The sequence below is a fragment of the Streptomyces sp. NPDC052012 genome, assembly GCF_040689265.1.
Taxonomy (GTDB): Bacteria; Actinomycetota; Actinomycetes; order Streptomycetales; family Streptomycetaceae; genus Streptomyces.
The window spans coordinates 200,339-221,337 of the sequence record NZ_JBFAXA010000008.1 but is presented as its reverse complement, the minus strand read 5'-3'; the positions used below and the strand labels follow the sequence as shown (position 1 = coordinate 221,337).

At 73.5% G+C, this 20,999-nt stretch carries 15 protein-coding genes and 1 tRNA gene; 6 read left to right on the top strand and 10 right to left on the bottom strand.

Going from position 1 to position 20,999, the window contains the following annotated elements; all coding sequences use genetic code 11:
- Positions 1-4 precede the first annotated feature (4 nt).
- Positions 5-169, bottom strand: coding sequence for a 50S ribosomal protein L33 (gene rpmG / locus AB0412_RS17110; RefSeq protein WP_033321692.1), 165 nt, complete (start codon positions 167-169; stop codon positions 5-7).
- A gap of 72 nt (positions 170-241) precedes the next feature.
- Between rpmG and rpmB the strand changes: the two genes are divergently transcribed.
- From rpmB to AB0412_RS17090, 4 genes are all read left to right on the top strand, one after another.
- Positions 242-478 (top strand): 50S ribosomal protein L28, encoded by a 237-nt coding sequence (gene rpmB / locus AB0412_RS17105; protein ID WP_366403369.1) that lies wholly within the window; start codon positions 242-244, stop codon positions 476-478.
- Complete coding sequence (gene rpsN, locus AB0412_RS17100) at positions 478-783, top strand: 30S ribosomal protein S14 (protein WP_366403368.1); 306 nt, start codon at positions 478-480, stop codon at positions 781-783. The genes rpmB and rpsN overlap by 1 nt, the downstream gene beginning before the upstream one ends.
- 492 nt (positions 784-1,275) lie before the next feature.
- Positions 1,276-1,779 carry a hypothetical protein gene (locus tag AB0412_RS17095; RefSeq protein ID WP_366403367.1) on the top strand — a complete coding sequence of 168 codons (504 nt, stop codon included), beginning with the start codon at positions 1,276-1,278 and terminating at the stop codon, positions 1,777-1,779.
- Between the two features lie 84 nt (positions 1,780-1,863).
- Complete coding sequence (locus tag AB0412_RS17090; protein ID WP_366403366.1) at positions 1,864-2,394, top strand: DUF4232 domain-containing protein; 531 nt, start codon at positions 1,864-1,866, stop codon at positions 2,392-2,394.
- Between the two features lie 89 nt (positions 2,395-2,483).
- Here the strand turns inward: AB0412_RS17090 and AB0412_RS17085 are convergent, their stop codons facing one another.
- Entirely contained in the window at positions 2,484-3,632 is a 1,149-nt protein-coding gene (locus tag AB0412_RS17085) for a DUF2786 domain-containing protein (RefSeq protein WP_366403365.1), read from the bottom strand.
- Between the two features lie 85 nt (positions 3,633-3,717).
- On the opposite strand from AB0412_RS17085, the gene AB0412_RS17080 reads away from it, so the two are divergent.
- Complete coding sequence (locus tag AB0412_RS17080; protein WP_366403364.1) at positions 3,718-4,509, top strand: Clp protease N-terminal domain-containing protein; 792 nt, start codon at positions 3,718-3,720, stop codon at positions 4,507-4,509.
- A 106-nt stretch (positions 4,510-4,615) separates the two neighbouring features.
- Positions 4,616-6,310 carry a bifunctional 3'-5' exonuclease/DNA polymerase gene (locus AB0412_RS17075; protein WP_366403363.1) on the top strand — a complete coding sequence of 565 codons (1,695 nt, stop codon included), beginning with the start codon at positions 4,616-4,618 and terminating at the stop codon, positions 6,308-6,310.
- Here the strand turns inward: AB0412_RS17075 and AB0412_RS17070 are convergent, their stop codons facing one another.
- From AB0412_RS17070 to AB0412_RS17035, 8 genes are all read right to left on the bottom strand, one after another.
- Positions 6,311-9,769, bottom strand: a complete 3,459-nt coding sequence (locus AB0412_RS17070) for a BTAD domain-containing putative transcriptional regulator (protein ID WP_366403362.1) — start codon at positions 9,767-9,769, stop codon at positions 6,311-6,313. It lies immediately after the preceding gene.
- A 303-nt stretch (positions 9,770-10,072) separates the two neighbouring features.
- Complete coding sequence (locus AB0412_RS17065) at positions 10,073-10,288, bottom strand: hypothetical protein (RefSeq protein ID WP_366403361.1); 216 nt, start codon at positions 10,286-10,288, stop codon at positions 10,073-10,075.
- A 124-nt stretch (positions 10,289-10,412) separates the two neighbouring features.
- Positions 10,413-10,489, bottom strand: a tRNA-Thr gene (locus AB0412_RS17060).
- 119 nt (positions 10,490-10,608) lie between these two features.
- Positions 10,609-12,198 carry an alpha/beta hydrolase gene (locus AB0412_RS17055; RefSeq protein WP_366403360.1) on the bottom strand — a complete coding sequence of 530 codons (1,590 nt, stop codon included), beginning with the start codon at positions 12,196-12,198 and terminating at the stop codon, positions 10,609-10,611.
- Between the two features lie 105 nt (positions 12,199-12,303).
- Positions 12,304-13,509, bottom strand: coding sequence for a DNA polymerase III subunit delta' (locus AB0412_RS17050; RefSeq protein WP_366403359.1), 1,206 nt, complete (start codon positions 13,507-13,509; stop codon positions 12,304-12,306).
- 635 nt (positions 13,510-14,144) lie between these two features.
- Positions 14,145-17,483: a dTMP kinase gene (gene tmk, locus AB0412_RS17045; protein WP_366403358.1), complete on the bottom strand. Its 3,339-nt coding sequence runs from the start codon at positions 17,481-17,483 to the stop codon at positions 14,145-14,147.
- 155 nt (positions 17,484-17,638) lie between these two features.
- Positions 17,639-20,485, bottom strand: a complete 2,847-nt coding sequence (topA, locus tag AB0412_RS17040; protein WP_366403357.1) for a type I DNA topoisomerase — start codon at positions 20,483-20,485, stop codon at positions 17,639-17,641.
- A gap of 246 nt (positions 20,486-20,731) precedes the next feature.
- A complete protein-coding gene (locus AB0412_RS17035) occupies positions 20,732-20,929 on the bottom strand; it encodes a hypothetical protein (RefSeq protein ID WP_366403356.1) in 198 nt (65 codons plus the stop codon).
- Positions 20,930-20,999: the final 70 nt, after the last annotated feature.

Here is a 20,999-nt window from a genome sequence, read left to right as displayed (position 1 = left end):
TGGTTCAGCGCTCCTCTCGGAAGTCGACGTGACGGCCGACGACGGGGTCGTACTTGCGCAGCGTCAGGCGGTCGGGGTCGTTGCGGCGGTTCTTGCGGGTGACGTAGGTGAAGCCGGTGCCCGCGGTGGAGCGGAGCTTGATGACCGGGCGGAGTTCGTTGCGTGCCATGCTGGTAGCTTACTGAAAACGATTCCCATTTACATCAGGGGGTCGGACCGACCGTGAGAGAGGTACGTCACCATGTCCGCGCACTGCATGCTGACCGGCGCACAGCCCGGCTTCGGCAACCGCATCTCCCACTCCCACCGGCGCACCTCGCGCCGCTTCGACCCCAACATCCAGTCCAAGCGCTACTGGCTGCCGAGCGAGGGCCGGTACGTGCGGCTGCGGCTGAGCGCGAAGGGGATCAAGACGGTCGACGCGATCGGCGTCGAGGCGGCGGTCGCCCGCATCCGCGCACGGGGAGGGAAGGTCTGATGGCGAAGAAGAGCAAGATCGCGAAGAACGAGCAGCGGCGGGAGATCGTCGCGCGGTACGCGGCCCGGCGGGCGGAGCTGAAGGAGATCGTCCGGCGTCCGTCGTCGACGGAGGCGGAACGGCTGGCGGCGCAGCGGGAGTTGCGCAGGCAGCCGCGCGACGCGAGCGCCACGCGCGTACGCAACCGCGACCAGGTCGACGGTCGGCCGCGCGGGTACGTCCGGGCGTTCGGACTGTCCCGCGTGAACCTGCGGGGCCAGGCGCACGCGGGGTATCTGCCGGGGGTGCGGAAGGCTTCCTGGTAGGGGCGGGGCGCCTGGGCCGCGGGGGGTGCGGCGGGGCTGCGGCGCGCGGTGCCGGGCGGGGTGAGCCGCTGCCGGGGGCCCGCGGCGGGCGGTGCCGGGCGGTGTCGGCGGGAGCGAACCGCTGCCGGGGACCCGTGGCGGGCGGTGCCGGGCGGTGCCGGCGGGGGCGAACCGCTGCCAGGGACCCGTGGCGGGCGGTGCCGAGCGGTCTCGGCGGGGGGTGAGCCGCTGCCGGAGGCCCGCGGCGGGGTGAGCCGCTGCCGGGGTGCCTCCGGCGCGCGGTGCCGAGCGGTGCCGGCGGGGGTGGGCCGCTGCCGGGGGGCCTCCGGGGTGAGGTGATCCGGTGTCGCGGGGCGGCCCTGTGCCCGGGTTGTGCGAGGTGCGTCACTGGGGGTGGTGAGGTGACTGGTGAGTACGGTTAGCTGGCTGCGGTCGTTCCGGCCGGCGGGGCCGGCTACAGCTAGGGGGCTTGCAGTGACTTCGGTGGCTTCGGTGACCTTCTCGCGCGTCCGCGTGGCGGCCACGGCCGTCGGCCTGGTGGGCGCGCTCGCACTCACCGGGTGCAGCGGGGACGGCGACTCCGGGGACTCCGGCGACTCCAAGCCGAGCCCCACCCCGTCTGCCACGGCACCCGACGGCTACGGCAGCACGGGTGCCCCGAAGGACCCCGCGGGCAAGCTGGAGGGCAGCTGGCTCGCCACGACCGGCGGCAAGGCCGTTGCGCTGGTGGTCACCGGCGAGCAGGCCGGTCTCTTCGCCACGGGCGGCACCGTGTGCAGCGGTTCCGCGCGTGAGGACGCCGGAACCTCGACGATCCGCCTGACGTGCACGGACGGCAGCAAGGACCGGGCGACCGGCACGGTCGACTCGGTGAGCGGGTCCTCCTTGAAGGTCACCTGGGAGAGTGGTCTCGGGACGGAGACCTACACCAAGGCGGAGGGCGGCAAGCTGCCCTCCGGGCTCCCGACGGCGGGGCTGGGATCGCCGAGCCAGTGACCCCTCCCCGGCGGGGTCGGCGTACGGGTCCGGGGTCCCGTGCGTGATGATCGGGGTGCACCTCCACACACCCAGGGGACCCTCATGCGCGCCGTACCGATCGCCGTCACCGCCCTGTCCGCCCTCCTCCTGCTGACCGCCTGCGACGACGGGGGCGAGGGCGGCAAGTCCGGGCAGCCGAAGAAGGGCGCCTGCGCGATCGACAAGGTGAGCATGGAGGTCGGCCCGGCGAGCGTCGCCCCGGCCGCTGGGGACACCGGCGAGGTGCCGGTCGGCTTCACCAACCAGAGCGCGGAGTGCACCCTGGACGGCTTCCCTGAGGTACGCCTGGCCGGTGCCGGTGACTCCGAGACCTTCGACGTGCCGCCGGCCGAGGGTGCCCGGGCGCAGAAGCTGACCCTGGCCAAGGGCGAGTCCGCGTCGTTCACCCTCACCTATGTGCGCGGTCCGCGTGGCGAGGGCGCGTTCGACGCCAAGAACCTGCACGTCGTCTTCCCCAGCGAGGCCGGTGACCCCAGCACGCGGGTGTTCCGGTGGTCGTACGGCCCGGTGGCGGGCGACGGCGACGGCGGGTTCGAGATCTCCGTGGGCGCCTACCAGAAGGTGGGCGACTGAACGGCCTCGTCGCCCGCGCCCGCGGGCGGTGCGGGGAGCAGCCCCGGCTTCGGGTGAGCGGCCGCCGGTTTCGGAAGCGGCCCTCGGCCTCAGGGAAGGTGGCGGCGGGGCTTCACCTGGGCCGCGTCCGCCGCCCGTGCGCCCTCTTGCCAGCCCGCCGCGTCGCTCACGCCGCGCAGGCGGGTGGTCGTGGTGTGGGGGAACAGGCGGTCCAGCCGCTCGGTGACGGCCACCTCGCGGGTGGCGAGGACCGGGAGGAGATCGTCGGTCACCTGGGTCTCGGCGACGGCCGCCAGGCGCGTACCCACCCGGTGGGCGTACGCCGCGAGGAAGGACTGCCGAAAGGTCTTGGTCCGCTTCCGTCCGCCCTTGCGCTGAGCGGCCTCCGCCTTGGTCATCGCAGTCGTGGCCTGCACGAGCAGGGAGGTGTAGAGCAGTTCGACCGCCTCCAGGTCGGGGGCGAAACCGACGACGGTGGAGAAGCCGAGGGGTTCGTTCCACACCGCGCGGCAGTGGTTCGCGGTGGCGACCGCGTCCAGGAGCACCGCCTTGGCCTGCTCGTACGGCGGCTCGACCCCGATCCGGCAGGCGGTGGGCGTCTGCGCCGAGGGGGTCCGCGCGGCGAGCAGCGCCTCGTCGACGCTGTGCCGTGCCATCAGCTCCTGCGCCTTGGCGCTGAGCGCCTCCGCCTCCTCCGGGAAGCCGGTGGCCTCCGCCTTGGCCAGCAGCGCGCGGATGCGGGTGAGCATGCGCGACTCCGGGTGCCGGTCCCCGCTCCGGCCGTTCCCGCTCCGGCCGTCCGCGGCGGCGGCCGTCTCGTCCAGGGACTCGAGCACGGGCAGGCGCAGCAGCAGGCGGTACAGCTCCAGTACGGCGGTGGCGTGCGAGAAGCGGTCACCGCGCTCCGCGCGCGGCGCCTTCTCGGCGGGGAGGTCGGCGAGCTGAGCGTTCCAGCGGGGGCCGCGGGGGCGGTCGTCGTGCGCGGCCTGGGCGCGGATCAGCGCGGCGACGAGCCGCACGTGCACGTCGTCCAGCTCCCGCCGCACGATCCGCACGACATCGGCGGGCTGCCAGCCGCGCCGCCAGGCGGTGGCGACGAACTCCTCACCTCGGCGGGAGAGTTCGGCGTCCGCGGCCGGGTCGGCGGCGAGCAGGGACGCACCGGTGTCGAGGCCGGTGTCCCCGGGGTCGTAGAGGGCGGCACGGAAGGCCCGGTCGACGGTGCTGGACGTACTCACGGGCCGATCGTGCCATGCGCGGGAATTCACCCGCAGGTGTCAACGACTGGTTGACAGCCCAGGGGTGTCAACTTACGGTTGACACATGACCACGAACTCCTCCATCACGTCATCCGTGCGTCTCGACGACCTCATCGCGGCCATCAAGAAGGTCCACGACGAGCCCCTCGAACAGCTCCAGGACGCGGTGATCGCCGGGGAGCACCTCGGCGATGTCGCCGATCACCTCATCGGCCACTTCGTGGACCAGGCCCGGCGTTCCGGCGCCTCCTGGACCGACATCGGCAAGAGCATGGGCGTCACCCGGCAGGCGGCGCAGAAGCGCTTCGTGCCGAAGGAGTCCGCCGCGCTGGACCCGAACGAGGGCTTCAACCGCTACACGCCGCGTGCCCGCAACGTGGTGATGGCCGCGCACAACGAGGCGAAGGCCGCACACCACGCCGAAGGCCTGCCCGAGCACCTCGTCCTCGGCCTGCTCTCCGAGCCGGAGGGCCTCGCCGGAAAGGCGATCACCGACCAGGGCGTCACCCTCGACGCGGTCCGCGAGGCGGCGACGGCCGCGCTCCCGCCGGCCGTCGAGGACGCCCCCGACCTGGTGCCGTACGGCCCGGCCGCCAAGAAGGTCCTCGAACTCACCTTCCGCGAGGCGCTCCGCCTCGGCCACAACTACGTCGGCACCGAGCACCTCCTGCTCGCCCTGCTGGAGCACGAGAACGGCGAAGGCGTCCTCAGCGGCCTCGGCATCACCAAGGCGAGGACCGAGGAGTGGATCACCGAGGTGCTCTCACAGATCCAGCTCCGGCCCGCGGAAGGTGCGCAGGGGGAACAGGGCGAGCAGGGGGAACGGGGGGCACAGGGGGAACAGGAGAAGGCCTGAGGGCCGGGCAGGGGCCAGAGAGCTGACGGCCAGGCAGAGAGCTGAAGGCCGGGCCCGTCCTCGTCGGCCGGGGGGCATGGTCAGACCCCCCTGTCAGACTCGCGGCATGGCCGATCGATGGGTGCTCGTCGTGGCCGAGGACGGTGGCGTGGACGTCGCCCCCCTCGGCCCCGACGGGCTGCCCGCCGGTCCGGTGCGGCGGGAGGCGGATCCCGCCGCGGCCGTGCGGAGCCGTCCCGGTGTCACGCGGTGGGTGTGGCGGTCCACCGCCGAGGTCTACCCGCGCCTGCTCGCCACGGGGGTGCGAGTGGAGCGGTGCTACGACATCGAGGCCGCCGAGACGCTCCTGCTCGGTCACGAGGGGCGGTACGGGGAACCCCGTTCGGCCGCGGCCGCTCTGGCCCGGCTGCGCGGCGGCCCCGTACCGCCCGATCCGCCGCTGCGCCCGGCCGAACCGGGCGCCCAGTCACCCCTGTTCGAACCGCGCGGTGTGCACGTCCCCGCCGCCGACCTGCTCGCGGTCTACGCCGAGCAGCAGCGCCGGACCGACGCGACCGCGCACCCGGACCGGATGCGGCTGCTGATCGCCGCCGAGTCGGCCGGGATGCTGGTGGCCGCCGAGATGAACCACGCGGGGCTGCCCTGGCGGGCGGACGTGCACCGCGCCGTGCTCCACGACCTGCTCGGCGAGCGGTACGCGGGCGGCGGTGAGCCCCGCCGGCTGGCCGAGCTCGCGGACGAGGTGTCCGCCGCGTTCGGACGCCGGGTGCGGCCCGATCTGCCGGCCGATGTCGTCAAGGCGTTCGTACAGGCCGGCATCAAGGTCACCTCGACCCGCCGCTGGGAGATCGAGAGCATCGATCACCCCGCGGTGAAACCACTGATCGAATACAAGAAGCTGTACCGCATCTGGGTCGCCCACGGCTGGAGCTGGCTCCAGGACTGGGTCCGCGACGGCCGCTTCCGGCCCGAGTTCCTCGCGGGCGGCACGGTCACCGGCCGGTGGGTGACCAACGGCGGGGGCGGCCTGCAGATCCCGAAGGTGATCCGCCGCGCGGTGGTCGCCGACCCGGGCTGGCGGCTCGTCGTCGCCGACGCGGACCAGATGGAACCCCGCGTGCTGGCCGCGATCTCCCGTGATCCGGGGCTGATGGAGGTCGCCGGGCGCGAGAGCGACCTGTACCAGTCGGTGTCCGACCGCGCCTTCTCCGGCGACCGCGCCCAGGCCAAACTCGCCGTGCTCGGCGCGGTCTACGGCCAGACCTCGGGCGACGGCCTGAAGAACCTCGCCGCCCTCAGACGCCGCTTCCCGAAGGCCGTGGCCTACGTCGACGACGCCGCCCGCGCCGGAGAGGAGGGCCGGCTCGTACGGACGTGGCTGGGCCGCACCTGCCCGCCGGCCGCCCGGACGACGGACGACGCGGTGGAGGAGGCGGGCATCCCGGTCACCGAGGACGACCAGGACTCCGACACCGCCCGGCCGTGGGTCCCCGGCTACGCCTCGACCGACGCCCGCGCGCGGGGCCGCTTCGCCCGCAACTTCGTCGTCCAGGGCAGCGCCGCCGACTGGGCCCTGCTGCTGCTCGCCGCGCTGCGCCGGGCCCTGGCGGACATGGCGGCCGAGCTGGTCTTCTTCCAGCACGACGAGGTGATCGTGCACTGCCCCGAAGAAGAGGCGCAGACAGTGGTGGCGGCGATCCGGGAGGCCGCCCGGGTGGCGGGCCGGCTGACCTTCGGCGAGACGCCGGTGCGGTTCCCGTTCAGCACGGCGGTGGTGGAGTGCTATGCGGACGCCAAGTGATCAGCGGCGGGGCGGCGTGCTGACGGCCGGCGCGGCAGGCGGCACGGTGTTCAGCAGCAGCTCGCGGAGCTCCTCCACCACGGCCTGCTCGTCCGTCCCGTCCAGCGCGGCGAGCGCCGAGCGCCAGTGTTCGTCCGCCTGGCTCAGACGCCCTCGCTGCCGCAGCAGCAGTCCGTACTGGTGGCGGGCGAGACCGCCGGTGTAGCGGTCGGCGCGGGCGTCCGCGCGGGCGAGGAGTTCCTCGCACTCGTGCGCGGCGCGCTCGGTGTGGCCCAGCAGCCGCAGGGCCCGGACGAGGCCGAGCCGGGTCTGGGACTCGCCGTGCCAGTCCCCGTGGGCGCCGAGGATGCGCAGGCTCTCCTCGAAGTGCGGCAGGGCGGCGGCCGGTTCACCGAGGCTGAGGTGGGCGTAGCCGATGTTGCAGTGCGCGGAGTGCTGCACGATGACGGCGCCGATCCCGTCCCCGATGGCGAGCGACAGCCGGTGCTGCTCGATGGCGGCGCGCGGATCGGTGTGCTCGTACAGGTTGCCCAGGTGGCTGTGGGTGACAGCCTCGCCGTAGGGGTCGTTCAGCTGCCGCGAGTAGGCGAGGCTCTGCCGGAGCGCCTCGCCGGACTCGGTGTACCGGCCTAGTCCTTCGAGCAGCAGCCCGCGGTTGTTGAGGCACCGCCGGATCCGGGAGGCCGCGTCGAGCCGCCGCCAGACCGCCAGCGCGCGGTCGGTGAGCTCGAGGGCGTCGCCCAGGCGGCCGGCCAGGAAGTGCACCCCGGCGAGATCGCCCAGGGCGTACGCCTCGGCGGCCTCGTCCCCGAGCCGCCGCGCCACCCGGAGCGCGGCCCGCCCGAGCACCTCCAGCTCGGCGACACGGCCACTGCGCAGGAGGTAGGGGTAGAGGAGGCGCAGCAGCGTGGCGAGGGTGGCGCGGACGCCGTGGGCGGCCGTGTCATCGGCGTACCGCTCGGCCTGTTCGACCAGGGTGACGATGTTCTCCAGTTCCCGGTCGCCCCAGGCGAAGGCCGCCGCGGCATCGGCGAACGGCGGCACGGTACCGACCTGCGCCGCGTGCCCGGGCGGCTGGGAGGGGGTGGGCCGGCGGCGGTCGTCCTGGTCGAGTCCGGGTTCGACGATCGCGGTGAGGCTGCGCTCGGCGACGGCGGCGTACCAGCGGAGGGCGGTTTCGATGGGGTGGGGGGTGGTGAGGGGGTCAGAGGTAGCGGCGGCGTCGGGGGCGCCGGGGGCGGTGTCGGGGATGGTGTCGCCGTCGGCTGGGCTGACGGGTGGGGTGATCGGTGGGCCGTCAGGTGTGCTGTCGGCGTCGGTCGCTCTCCTGGCAGCGGCATCCGCTGCGGCGAGTTCGCGGGCGAAGTCGCGGACGAGGTCGTGCGGGACGTAGCGGCCGTAGGCGGTCTCCTCCAGGAGGGCCACGTCGACGAGCCGGTCCAGGGCGGCCTCGGCGCGGTGGGCGTCGGTGCCGGTGAGGCGGGCCAGGAGGGGTGCGCCGTAGCCCGGCAGGTCGAGCGCGCCGATGTGCCGCAGGGCGAGGGCCGCGTCCCGGTCGGCTTGGCGGTCGGAGGCGGCGAGCGCGTCGTGCGCGACGGCGAGGGAGCGGCGGACACTGAGGTCGTCGTATTCGAGGTGGGGCAACCGGCTGGCGCATGCGGTCAGCTGCCCGGCGAGGGCGTCCGGGGTGAGCGCCTGGCGGGCGGCGAGCCGGGCGGCGACGACCCGCAGGGCCAGCGGCAGACGCCCGGTGAGCGCGACGAGGGGGTGGCCGGGCTCGAGATCGGCACGGCCGGAGACCGCACGCAGCAGGGCGGCACTGTCCTCGTCCGACAGCGGGGCGAGCGGAAAACGGGCGGCGCCGTCTAGGGCGGTGAGCGGTGAGCGGCTGGTGACGATCACGGCACAGCCGGGCCCGGCCGGCAACAGGGGCCGTATCTGCGCGGCGCCCGCGGCGTCGTCCAGGACGAGGAGCGTGCGGGTCGGCGCGAGCCGGGAGCGGAGCAACGCGGCTGCGGCGTCCGGGTGTTCCGGGATGTCACGGGGCTCGGTGCCGAGGTCGCGGAGCAGGGCGGCGAGCGCCTGGGCGGGGGCGAGGGGCGTCATGCCCGGGGTGGCGCCGTGCAGATTGACGTAGAGCTGCCCATCGGAGAAACGTTCCGCCACCTGATGCGCGACCTGCAGTGCGAGAGCGCTCTTGCCGACCCCGGGCATGCCGGTGAGGACGGCGACGGCGGGGGTTGTGGGGTGGGGAGCTTCAGGGGTGAGCGTGCGGAGGAGGGCACGGAGGGTGGAGTGGCGGCCGGTGAAGTGGGCGGGGGGCGCGGGTAGTTGCGCTGGGGTTGGGGGCAGTTGCGGGGGAGGTGGAGGGAGTTGGGCGGGAGGTGAGGGGAGGGGCGAGGGGGACGCGGAGGCTGCGGATTCCGCGGCGGAATCCGCGGAGCCGGCCGAAGCCGAACGAGTCACGGAGGTCCCGTCCTCACCACTCCCCCGCGACTGCCCCGCAACGGGGAGAACGGCGGCGGCAGGCAGGGCGGAGCCCCCGGAGTCAACGGGGCCCTCGGAGCCGCCAGAGCCGCCGGAGCCACCGGAATTGACGGCCCCGGCGGACGACTCTCCTGCCTCGACGCGCCCCGCATCGGCGGCTACGCCGCGCAACACCTCCACGTGGGCTTCCCGCACCCCCGCCCCCGGCTCGACACCGAGTTCCTCGATCAGCCGGTCGCGCAGATCCCGGTGGACCGCCAGCGCCTCCGCCTGGCGGCCGGTGCGGTGCAGGGCGAGCATGAGCTGACGGTGGTACGCCTCCCGCAGCGGATACTCGGCGGTCAGTGCGGCCAACTCCGGCACCAGGGAGGCCAGTCGCTCACCGCCGAGGCCCAGTTCGGCGTCGTACCGCCACTCCAGGAGCAGCAGCCGCGCCTCCCGCAGGCGCCGTGCGAAGGCGTACCCGCCCACCTCGGGCGGCAGCCCGGCCAGCGGATCCCCCCGCCACAGGGCGAGTGCGGCCGTGCACGCGCGCACCACGTGCTGCCAGTCGCCCGCGGCGTGGGCGGCGCGGGCCGCGGCGACGTGGGAGTCGAAGACATGGACGTCCAACTCGCCCTCGCCCACACGCAGCAGATACCCGCTCGGCACGGTGACCAGACGATCGGGTTCGTCGAGCAACCGACGCAAGCGGGCCACGTGATTGTGCAGCGACGGCTGCGCTGAGGGGGGCGGCGCCCCGCCCCACATCGCCTCCTTGAGCGCCTCGAGCGACACGACCCGCCCGGCACCGAGCAGCAGAACGGCGAGCAGCGTACGCACCTTGGGACTCCCGATGTCCCGCGCCGCCGCCCCGGTTCCGTCCGTGACATACAGGACGGGCGTCCCCAGCAGGCCGAACCGCAGCTCGCGCCGTATCACGCCGCACCACTGCCTTCCCGCCCACCGCTCCCGGACCGGCTCCGGACGCATCCCGCCGTCCACGCGCCCCACACCGGACACTCAACGGAGAACCATTGGCCACATGTTAGCGATCCGTTGGCAAGATCTGATGTGATCACAACATCGGACCCGGCCCGGGGGCGCGCGCGTGCTCACGCGCAACTCGGGGGAGTGTCGCCGCCGCGGCCCGGTCCGATCGCGGGGGACCCCCGGTCGGCAGAGGTGAACGACCGGGCCCCTCGTCCGCGGGTCAGGGCTCCTGGTCCACGGGTCCGGGCTCCTCATTCACAGTCCGGGTTTGCCGGCGAGGGTCCCTCCGGGAAGCTCCACCGCTCAGGCCACCCAGTGCCCAGGCCCCCCGCCCCGCCACTCGACCAGTTCGGACTGCCGCACCCAGTCGTCGTCGACGTCCTCCAGCCCCGCGAGCCGCAGGAATTCGACGACGTCGAGCAGCCCGTACGCCATCCCCAGAAACTTCCCGCCCGCACGAACCCGCCGCCCACCGTCCGAGGCGGGCGGATAGATCACGATGGGCTGATCACCGGCCATGGCACCAGAGTGCGGCGAGAGACGCGCGCCCGCATGACGAACGCAACCCGGCCCGCCGTCCGGACGCTATCTCCGCTGAACGCGAAAACCCCAGGTCGGAAGCCATCCGACCCGGGGTCTCAAGTGGAGCCGCCTTCGGGATTCGAACCCGAGACCTACGCATTACGAGTGCGTTGCTCTGGCCATCTGAGCTAAGGCGGCGCGCCGTGCGCACCATGGTGCGATCAGCAACGTCGGTAAGTCTACACAGTTTCGTGGGGTGCTTCGTACCTGCCCCGGAGGCGGGGGCCGCGGCCCGCCTCCGGGGGCTGGCGCGGCCGCTATGAGCAGCGCTTTCCGTCCGTGGGCGGGGTGCCGCGGAGGAGGTAGGTGTTGATCGTGGAGTCGATGCACTCGCTGCCCCGGCCGTACGCCGTGTGACCGTCGCCCTCGTAGGTGAGGAGGCGGGCCGAGGAGAGCTGGCCGGCCAGGGCCTGGGCCCAGCGGTACGGGGTCGCCGGGTCGCGGGTGGTGCCGACGACCACGATCGGCGCCGCGCCCTTCGCCTCGATGCGCTGCGGCTCGCCCGTGGCCTCCACCGGCCAGTAGGCGCAGTTCAGCGCGGCCCACGCCAGGCCCTCGCCGAAGACGGGGGACGCCTTCTCGAAGTCGGGAAGTGCCTCGCGCACCTCGTCCGGGGATGCGAAGGCGGGCGGGAGGTCCAGGCAGTTCACGGCAGCGTTGGCGAACATCAGGTTGGTGTAGGCGCCGTCGGCCTCGCGCTCGAAATAGCTGTCGGACAGCAGCAGGAGTCCCGAGCCGTCGTTCTCCTTCATCGCCGAGGTGAGCGCCTCGCGCAGCTGCTGCCAGGCCCCCTCGTCGTACATCGCCGCGATCACGCCCATGGTGGCCAGGGACTCGGTGAGCCTACGGCCGTCGGCGTCGCCGGCGGGGATGGGCCGGGCGTCCAGTTCGGTGAAAAAGGACTTCAGGTTCTTGCCGACCGTCTCTGGGGACGTGCCCGCGCCGCCGAGCGGGCAGTCGCTCTGCCGCACGCAGTCCTTCGCGAAGGCGGTGAACGCCGTGTCGAAGCCCGCCGTCTGTTCGAGGTTCAGCCGCCGCGCGGGCAGCGAGGGGTCCAGCGCGCCGTCCAGCACCAGCCGGCCCGCCCGGTCCGGGAAGAGCCCCGCGTACGTCGCGCCGAGGAAGGTGCCGTAGGAGGCGCCCACGTAGGTCAGCTTCTCGTCGCCGAGCGCCGCCCGCACGATGTCCATGTCCCGCGCCGCCTCCACCGTGGACACATGGCGCAGCAGCCTCGGCGCGTCCGCGCCGCAGCCCTCGGCGAACGTGCGGAACGCCTCCACCAGCGTGTCCGTCTCCCGCTCGTCGTCCGGGGTGACGTCCGTCCGCGTGTAGGCGTCCATCTCGGGCCCGTCGAGGCATTCGACGGGCTCGCTGCGGGCCACGCCCCGCGGGTCGACGGCCACCATGTCGTAGCGGGCCCGCACCTCGGCCGGATAGCCGACACCGGCGTACGACTGGAGGTACCCGATCGCCGAGCCGCCCGGCCCCCCGGGGTTCACCAGCAGCGAGCCCAGCCGTTTGCCCGGGCCGGTGGCCTTCTTGCGGGACACGGCGAGGCGCACGTCCCCGGCGGACGGTTCGGCGTAGTCGAGCGGGGCCTTCAGCGTGGCGCACTGGAAGCCGGGGGCGCCGCAGTCGCGCCACCTCGGCTTCTGCTCGTAGTACGGCGTGAGCGCCGCCGGTGTGGAGCTGGGCAGCGGCTTGAGCGCCGCCGCCTCCGCCGCCGGGCCTGCCGAACTCGCGCTGCTCGTCGTGCTCCCGGAGGAGCAGCCGGCGACCAGCAGTGCGGCGACGGCGAGCAGTGTCGCTCCGGTACGTGTCCTGCGGAGAGTGCGCCTTGTGTACATCTTGCGAGCGTAACTCTGCGCAATGACCTGAGTGCCGTGCGTGCGGCGCGTGCCTCGTACGAGTTACGACGATGCCCCCTCGGGGGTTCCAGGCGGCCAGACCTTTCAGCCGGCTCTCAGGGCCATCGTCATCGCCTCCACCGCGAGGAGCGGGGCCACATTGCGGTCCAGGGCGTCACGGCAGGCGGCGATCGCCTCGATGCGGCGCAGCGTCGACTCCGGGGAGCTGCCGCGGGCCAGGCGGTCCAGGGCGTCCTGCACCTCGGTGTTGGCGATGGCGACGCGGGAGCCGAGCTGGAGGGCGAGCACATCGCGGTAGAAGCTGGTGAGGTCGGTCAGCGCCACGTCCAGGCTGTCGCGCTGGGTGCGCGTTCTGCGGCGCTTCTGCATGTCCTCCAGTTCCTTGACCACGCCCGCCGTGCCGCGCGGCAGCCGGCCGCCCTGGGCGGCACCGAGTGCGGCCTTCAGCTCGTCGGTCTCCTTGGTGTCCATCTCCTCGGCGAGCTGCTTGGCGTCCTCGGCGGCGGCGTCCACGAGCTCCTGCGCCGCCCTCAGCGCGCCGCCGATGTCCTCGACCCGCAACGGCAGCTTCAGCACGGCGGCGCGGCGCTCACGGGCGGCGGGGTCGGTGGCCAGGCGGCGGGCCCGGTCGACGTGGCCCTGGGTGGCGCGGGCCACGGCGGCGGCGACCTCGGGTTCGATCCCCTCGCGGCGTACGAGCATGTCGGCCACGGCGTCCACGGACGGCGTGCTCAGGTTGAGGTGGCGGCAGCGGGAGCGGATCGTCGGCAGCACGTCCTCGATGGACGGGGCGCACAGCAGCCAGACCGTACGGGGGGCGGGCTCCTCGACGGCCTTGAGGACGGCGTTGGCGGACTTCTCGTTCAGCCGCTCGGCGTCCTCGACGAGGATGATCTGCCAGCGGCCGTTCGCCGGGGCGGTGAACGACTTGCGCACCGTGTCGCGCATGTCCTTCACGAGGATCTCGGCGCCGACTGCGGCGACGGTGGTGACGTCGGCGTGCGTGCCGACCAGCGCGGTGTGGCAGCCGTCGCAGAAACCGCAGCCGGGGGATCCGCCCAGAGCGCGGTCCGGGCTGACGCACTGCAGCGCGGCGGCGAAGGCACGCGCCGCCTGGTTGCGTCCCGCGCCGGGCGGGCCGGTGAACAGCCAGGCGTGCGTCATCTTCGACGCCTCGGGCGGAGGGGCGTCGGCCGCCGCGGCGGTGACGAGCGCGTCGGCGTCCCGAGCGGCGGCGTCGAGCTGCGCACTCACCCGCTCCTGCCCGACGAGGTCGTCCCACACGGTCATGAATCACGCCGCCCTTCGTTCACATTCGCCCTGCGCAATCCATTGTGGGGGTGCCCACTGACAACGCGGACCGCCGAGGTGCCGCGGGCCGGGCAGCGGCGAGGGCTGCGGGAGCGCAGAGGGCTGCGGCCCGGGAGCGCCGGAGGCTGCGGACCGGGGAACACCGAAGGCTGCGGCCGGGGAGCGGCAAGGGACAGCACGGGGCGCCCGGGTGACGGCGGAGGCCAGGTGGCAGCGAGGGCCGGCCCGGCCCACGGCCGCGTCGGACGACGGCGAACAACTGCCAACAGCCGCGCAGACCCGGCGAGCCACGCCGCAGGACCCCGCCAGGAGCCTGCCTCCACGACGAGAAGGCGGCACCCCACCACCGGAGCGCGCTGGCCACGCTGAAAGCGCCGGCCACGACGGGAGCGCGCGGCCCCACCACGAGAGCACGGCACCCCCACCACGGGAGCGCAGGCCACGCTGGAAGCGCCGGCCACGACGGGAGCGCGAGACCACGGCGGGAGCGCGAGACCGGCGTGCCGGCGCAAGACCGGCACGTCGCAGGCACGTACAGCAAGCAGCAACGGACGGCTGCCGTCGCCCTCGGTCGCGGTCGGCGGCCGCGCGCAGCGGCCGTCGCCGGTCGGCGGTCAGCGGCGGCGCCCGCCGCCCCGCCCCCGTTCGTCGCCCTGGTCGTCCTCGTGCGGGCCCAGCAGTTCGTCCGCCAGAGTCGGCAGGTCGTCGAGGGGGGTCTCCTCGGCCCAGTCCGAGCGCCGGCGGCGTCTGCGGGGGGCGGGCTCGGCGTCGATCTGGGGCAGCTCGCGCGTGCTGCCCTCCGTTCCGTCGGCCGGGTTCGCCGGGTGCTCGTCACGGAAGTAGCCCGGTGGGACACGGTCCGCGGAAGCCTGGCCCGGTCGGTCACCCTCCCCACGCACCGGAGGCAGCACCGCCGTCTCGTCGGCCGCGCCCGGCGGAACAGGCGGCAGCACCGCCGTCTCGTCGGCGGCGTCCGGCCGGACAGGAGGCAGGACCTCCGTGTCGTCACCGGCACCGGCCCCGGCCCTCGGGCTGACCGGCGGCAGCACCGCCGTCTCGTCGGTCGCCCCCGGCGGGACCGGCGGCTTCGGCAGTTCCGCCGTCACCTCGGACTCGGAGACACCAGGCCCCTGCGCTCCGGCGCCTGCGTCCTCCCCCTCGTCGGGCACCCGCCGAAGCACCGTCGTCTCGTCCGCCCCACCGCCACTCGGCCCGTCCGGCGGCGCCACGGGAGGCACCGGCGTCGGGACCGTCGCCGCGTCCCGGGTCGCCGCGTCCGGGGCCGGCGCCCCCTGCGGGGCCGCCGAAGCGGACCCTGGTGCCACACGCTTCGGCCCCGCCTGGGCCGCGGCAGCCGCCGCTTCCGCGAGGCGCCGGGCCTCCTCGGCCCGCAGCAGGGCCTCCTCGGCCTTGCGCTGCTTCTCCAGGCGCTGTGCCTCCGCCTCGGCGCGCAGCCGGGCCTCTTCCTCGGCCTGCTTGCGGCGGCGTTCCTCCTCCGCGCGGCGCCGGGCCTCCTCCTCCGCCCGCGCCTGCTCCTCGGCGAGGAGCCGCTGGCGCTCCTCCTCGGCACGCCGACGCGCTTCCTCGGCCCGCCTGCGGGCCTCCTCGGCCTGCCGCTCGGCCTCGCGTCGCTGCGCCTCCTCCAGCTCGCGCCGCTTGCGCTCCTCCTCCTCGGCACGCAGCCGCGCCAGCTGCTCCTGGCGCTCGCGCTCCAGGCGCTCCTCCTCGGCCTTGCGGGCCGCCTCCTCCTCGGCACGCCGCCGGGCCTCTTCCTCGGCCTTGCGGCGCGCCTCCTCACGCGCGGCGATCTCGGCCTCGGACAGCGGCAGCACCTGGTCGAGGCGGTGCCGGATGACCGTGGTCACCGCCTCCGGCTCCTGGCCCGCGTCGACCACCAGGTACCGGCCGGGGGCGGCGGCGGCCAGGGTCAGAAAACCGGCCCGCACGCGTGCGTGGAACTCGGCCGGCTCGGACTCCAGCCGGTCCGGCGCCTCGGTGAACCGCTCACGCGCGGTCTCCGGCGCCACGTCCAGCAGCACGGTGAGGTTCGGGACCAGCCCGTCGGTCGCCCAGCGGTTGATCCGGGCGATCTCGGTCGGTGACAGGTCGCGCCCGGCGCCCTGGTAGGCCACCGAGGAGTCGATGTACCGGTCGGAGATGACGACCGCACCGCGCTCCAGGGCGGGTCGTACGACGGTGTCGATGTGCTCGGCCCGGTCGGCGGCGTAGAGCAGGGCCTCCGCGCGGTGCGAGAGGCCGGCGCTCGACACGTCCAGCAGGATCGACCGCAGCCGCTTGCCGACCGGCGTCGCACCGGGCTCGCGGGTGAGGACCACCTCGTGGCCCTTGGCCCGGATCCACTCGGCGAGCGCCTCGGCCTGGGTGGACTTCCCGGCGCCGTCGCCGCCCTCCAGGGCGATGAAGAAGCCGGAGGCGGCGGGCCGCTGCTCCGGGTCGTCGCCGCCGCGCAGCGCGTCGCGCAGGTCGTGGCGCAGCGGCACTCCGGAGCGGTCGTCGACCTTGGCCAGCACGAGGGCGGCCACCGGCAGCAGCAGCGCGCCCACCAGCATCAGGGTGAACGCGGCTCCGCCGTGCGCGAACACGAACCGGCCGCTCTCCAGCCGGTGCGGTCCGATGCCCGCGGCCACCAGCGGGGCGATCACCGCGCCGAGCGCCACGAAGACGCGCACGACCGCGTGCAGATGTTCCGTGGTCCGGGCCCGCCGCTGGTCCTCGGTCTCCTGGTCGAGCAGGGTGTGCCCGGCGTTGGCCGCCACGCCCGCGCCGGCACCGGCCAGCGCCATGATCAGCAGCACGCTGGTGACGTCCGGCACCAGGCCGGAGGCGAGCAGCGCGACGCCGGTGAAGGCGAGGGCCAGCGCGAGCAGGCGGCGCCGCGACAGGGCGGGCAGCAGGGACGGCGCCGTACGGATGCCGAGGACGACACCACCGGTCAGCGCTCCCACCATCAGACCGAAGAGGACGGGGCCGCCGCCCAGGTCCTTGGCGTGCAGCACCGACACCGCGACACCGGCCGACACGGCGGCGGCGACGGACGCGGACGCGAACACCAGCAGCGGTATGGCGCCGGTGCGGCCCTTGTCGGAGCCCGTGGCGCTCTTGGGCCGGCGCAGCCCCTCCAGCGGCGACCGCGCGCGCGGGGTGCGCGTGTCGGGCAGCTCCAGGAAGGTCACCACGGACAGCGACGCGGCGAACAGTCCGGCGGCGACGTACGAGGCGAGGGCCGCCTGGTGCTCGCCGAACCACGCGATCCCGGTTCCCAGCAGGTTGTTGAACAGCGACGCCACCACGAGCGCGAGCCCCGCCAGCGGCACCGCGACGAAGCCGGTGCGCAGCGACAGGCGGCGCAGGGCGTCCATGTGGTCCGGCAGGGGCCGGATCGAGGCGCCCTCCGGGGGCGGGGCGGGCAGCAGCGCGGGCGCCGCGCTCTCGCGGCACACCGTCCAGAACCGCTCGGCCACCGACGTGACGAAGGCGGTGACGAGGAGGACGGCCGGAGCGTCCTCGGGCGTCCAGTCGATCCACAGGGGCGCGACGATCAGCAGCGCGGCCCGTACACCGTCCGCGCCGACCATGGTCCAGCGGCGGTCCAGCGGGCCGTCGTGCGAGGTGAGTGAGGTGAGCGGGCCCAGGAGGACCGCGCCGAACAGCAGGGTGGCGAGAATCCGCACCGCGAAAACGGTCGCCACTGCGAACGCCACGCCTCGGTAGCCACCGCCGAAGGAGCCCTCGGCGACCGCCGCCTGGACCATGAGGAGGACCAGCACGAGGAGGGCGAGGGTGTCGCCGACACCGCCCACGAGCTGCGCGCTCCACAGCCGCTTCAGTTGCGGCCGGCGCAGTAGCGCGCGGACGGCGCGCTCGCGGGAGTCCGCGACCAGGGCGTCGTCGGGGGCCGGTTGAGGGGCCGTTGGCTGCTCGGCTCGCGTCATGCTTTCAGCCTATCGGCCCGCACCGACAGCCCGGGGCGCCCATCCTGACATGCGCACGCCCCGACACCGAAGTGTTGCCGGGGCGTTCGCATTGCGAACCTGCGGCGAAGAGCCTCACCGCGAGGCGGACGAAGCGGACGGGCTCTGAGAGGGGCTCAGTCCTCCGCGCCGTTCGAGGCGGTCGCCTTCCGCGCGGCCGTCTTCTTCGCCGCGGTCGACGCGCTCGCCGTCTTCTTCGCGGTCGTCGTCTTCTTCGCGGCGGTCTTCTTGGCGGCCGTCGCCTTCTTCGCCGGAGCCTTCTTGGCGGCCGTCTTCTTGGTGGTCGCCTTCTTCGCGGTCTTCTTGGCCGGGCCCTTCGCCCGCTTCTCCGCGAGCAGCTCGAAGCCGCGCTCCGGGGTGATCGTCTCCACACTGTCGCCGGAGCGCAGCGTGGCGTTGGTCTCCCCGTCGGTGACGTACGGGCCGAAGCGGCCGTCCTTCACCACGACCGGCTTGCCGCTGACCGGGTCCTCGCCCAGCTCCTTCAGCGGCGGCTTGGCGGCCGCCCGCCCACGCTGCTTGGGCTGGGCGTAGATCGCCTGAGCCTCCTCCAGCGTGATCGTGAAGAGCTGGTCCTCGGACTGCAGCGAGCGCGAGTCCGTGCCCTTCTTCAGGTACGGGCCGTAGCGGCCGTTCTGCGCGGTGATCTCCTGGCCGTCGGAGTCGACGCCGACCACGCGCGGCAGCGACATCAGCTTCAGGGCGTCGTCGAGCGTCACCGTGTCCAGGGACATCGACTTGAACAGGGACGCCGTGCGCGGCTTCACCGCGTTCTTGCCCGTCTTCGGGGTGCCCTCGGGGAGGATCTCCGTGACGTAGGGGCCGTAGCGGCCGTCCTTGGCGACGATCGTGTGCCCGGTCGCGGGGTCGGTGCCCAGCTCGAAGTCGCCGCTCGGCTTGGCCAGCAGCTCCTCGGCCAGCTCGACCGTCAGCTCGTCGGGTGCCAGGTCGGCCGGGATGTCCGCGCGCTGGTGCTGCTCGGTGTCCTTCTCGCCGCGCTCGATGTACGGGCCGTAGCGCCCGACCCGCAGCACGATGTCGTTGCCGACCGGGAACGTCGACACCTCGCGGGCGTCGATGGCGCCCAGGTCGGTCACCAGTTCCTTGAGGCCGCCCAGGTGGTCACCGTCGCCGTTGCCCGCCTCGGCCGCACCGCCGTTGTGCGTGCCCTCGCCGAAGTAGAACCGCTTCAGCCACGGCACGGCCTGCGCCTCACCGCGGGCGATGCGGTCGAGGTCGTCCTCCATCCTGGCGGTGAAGTCGTAGTCGACGAGCCGGCCGAAGTGCTTCTCCAGCAGGTTGACCACGGCGAAGGACAGGAAGGACGGCACGAGCGCCGTGCCCTTCTTGAACACATAGCCGCGATCCAGGATCGTGCCGATGATCGACGCATACGTCGACGGGCGGCCGATCTCGCGCTCCTCCAGCTCCTTGACCAGCGAGGCCTCGGTGTAGCGGGCCGGGGGCTTGGTGGCGTGCCCGTCGACCGTGATCTCCTCGGCGGTCAGGGCGTCGCCCTCGCCGACCTGCGGCAGCCGGCGCTCGCGGTCGTCGAGCTCGGCGTTCGGGTCGTCGGCGCCCTCGACGTAGGCCTTCAGGAAGCCGTGGAAGGTGATCGTCTTGCCGGACGCGGTGAACTCGACGTCGCGGCCGTCGGACGCGGTGCCGCCGATCTTCACCGTGACCGAGTTGCCCGTCGCGTCCTTCATCTGGGACGCGACCGTGCGCTTCCAGATCAGCTCGTACAGCTTGAACTGGTCGCCGGTCAGCCCGGTCTCGGCGGGCGTGCGGAAGCGGTCGCCCGAGGGGCGGATCGCCTCGTGCGCCTCCTGCGCGTTCTTGACCTTGCCCGCGTAGGTGCGGGGCTGCGGCGGCAGGTAGTCGGCGCCGTACAACTGCGTGACCTGGGCGCGGGCGGCGGCGATCGCCGTGTCGCTCAGGGTCGTCGAGTCCGTACGCATATAGGTGATGTAGCCGTTCTCGTACAGCTTCTGCGCGATCTGCATGGTGGCCTTCGCGCCGAAGCCGAGCTTGCGGCTCGCCTCCTGCTGCAGCGTCGTCGTACGGAACGGGGCGTACGGCGAGCGGCGGTACGGCTTGGACTCGACGGAACGCACGGCGAACCGCGTGTTCTCCAGGGCGGCGGCGAGCGCGCGGGCGTTCGCCTCGTCGAGGTGGAGGGTGTTCGCGCTCTTCAGTTGTCCCAGGGAGTCGAAGTCGCGGCCCTGCGCGACCCGCCTGCCGTCGACGGACTGCAGACGGGCGACCAGCGACGACGGGTCCGACGCGTCCCCTGCGCGGCCGGTCGCGAAGGTGCCGGTCAGGTCCCAGTACTCAGCAGAACGAAACGCGATGCGCTCGCGTTCCCGCTCCACCACGAGCCTCGTGGCGACGGACTGGACACGGCCGGCGGACAGCCGCGGCATGACCTTCTTCCACAGGACCGGCGAGACCTCGTAGCCGTAGAGACGGTCGAGGATGCGGCGGGTCTCCTGGGCGTCGACCAGCTTCTGGTTGAGCTGACGCGGGTTGGCCACGGCCTCGCGGATCGCGTCCTTGGTGATCTCGTGGAACACCATCCGCTTGACCGGGATCTTCGGCTTGAGGACTTCCTGCAGGTGCCAGGCGATGGCCTCGCCCTCGCGGTCCTCATCGGTGGCGAGGAAGAGCTCGTCGGACTCCTTCAGCAGGTCCTTGAGCTTCTTGACCTGGGCCCGCTTGTCCGCGTTGACCACATAGATCGGCTGGAAGTCGTGTTCGACGTCCACACCGAGGCGGCGGACCTCGCCGGTGTACTTCTCGGGCACCTCAGCGGCGCCGTTGGGAAGGTCGCGAATGTGTCCGACGCTCGCCTCGACGGTGTAGCCAGGGCCGAGATAGCCCTTGATCGTCTTCGCCTTGGCAGGCGACTCGACGATGACGAGTCGGCGGCCGCCCTTCGCGGTCTCGCTGGTCGGGGACAACTTCGCTCTTCTCTCCGGATCGACGCTGGGGCCTCCCCAGGCGGTCCTCCCGGGGCTTGGACATGGTGACGCTGCGGAGTGTGACGGTACATCCCGCCCCCGTGTCAAACGGGAAAAGCCCGCAACGGCCACTCGAACGGTAACCCGACTACCGCCGTTCCTGCCGCCCGGAGTGTCCGGAGCCTGCACACCGAAATGCGGAGCGCAACATTTCGGTTACCTGCTGCGACGCCGGTCGTACGCCTCTCACAGGCGGGTGAGACACCATGTGCCGAGGGCCAGGGAGATCACTGCGACGAGGCTCGCGACGGCGACCGATGCGACGGGACTCACACCGTGGGCGACGGGGCGCCGCTGCCGTGCGCGGGTCGCGGTCCAGGCCAGCAATCCGGCTCCGAACAGGCAGAACACCATTCCCGCGAAGATCGCCGGTCCGCTCTCCATGATCTTTCGAGCCCTTCTCCCGCGTCCGCCCGCTGCCGACCGCAGCGCAGACTGCCACGCCCGGGCGGCG

Coding starts and splice junctions, on each gene's coding strand:
- rpmG (WP_033321692.1), bottom strand. CDS start 169: ATGGCACGCAACGAACTCCGCCCGGTCATCAAGCTCCGCTCCACCGCG.
- rpmB (WP_366403369.1), top strand. CDS start 242: ATGTCCGCGCACTGCATGCTGACCGGCGCACAGCCCGGCTTCGGCAAC.
- rpsN (WP_366403368.1), top strand. CDS start 478: ATGGCGAAGAAGAGCAAGATCGCGAAGAACGAGCAGCGGCGGGAGATC.
- AB0412_RS17090 (WP_366403366.1), top strand. CDS start 1,864: ATGCGCGCCGTACCGATCGCCGTCACCGCCCTGTCCGCCCTCCTCCTG.
- AB0412_RS17080 (WP_366403364.1), top strand. CDS start 3,718: ATGACCACGAACTCCTCCATCACGTCATCCGTGCGTCTCGACGACCTC.
- AB0412_RS17075 (WP_366403363.1), top strand. CDS start 4,616: ATGGCCGATCGATGGGTGCTCGTCGTGGCCGAGGACGGTGGCGTGGAC.
- AB0412_RS17070 (WP_366403362.1), bottom strand. CDS start 9,769: ATGCGTCCGGAGCCGGTCCGGGAGCGGTGGGCGGGAAGGCAGTGGTGC.
- AB0412_RS17065 (WP_366403361.1), bottom strand. CDS start 10,288: ATGGCCGGTGATCAGCCCATCGTGATCTATCCGCCCGCCTCGGACGGT.
- AB0412_RS17055 (WP_366403360.1), bottom strand. CDS start 12,198: ATGTACACAAGGCGCACTCTCCGCAGGACACGTACCGGAGCGACACTG.
- AB0412_RS17050 (WP_366403359.1), bottom strand. CDS start 13,509: ATGACCGTGTGGGACGACCTCGTCGGGCAGGAGCGGGTGAGTGCGCAG.
- tmk (WP_366403358.1), bottom strand. CDS start 17,483: ATGACGCGAGCCGAGCAGCCAACGGCCCCTCAACCGGCCCCCGACGAC.
- AB0412_RS17035 (WP_366403356.1), bottom strand. CDS start 20,929: ATGGAGAGCGGACCGGCGATCTTCGCGGGAATGGTGTTCTGCCTGTTC.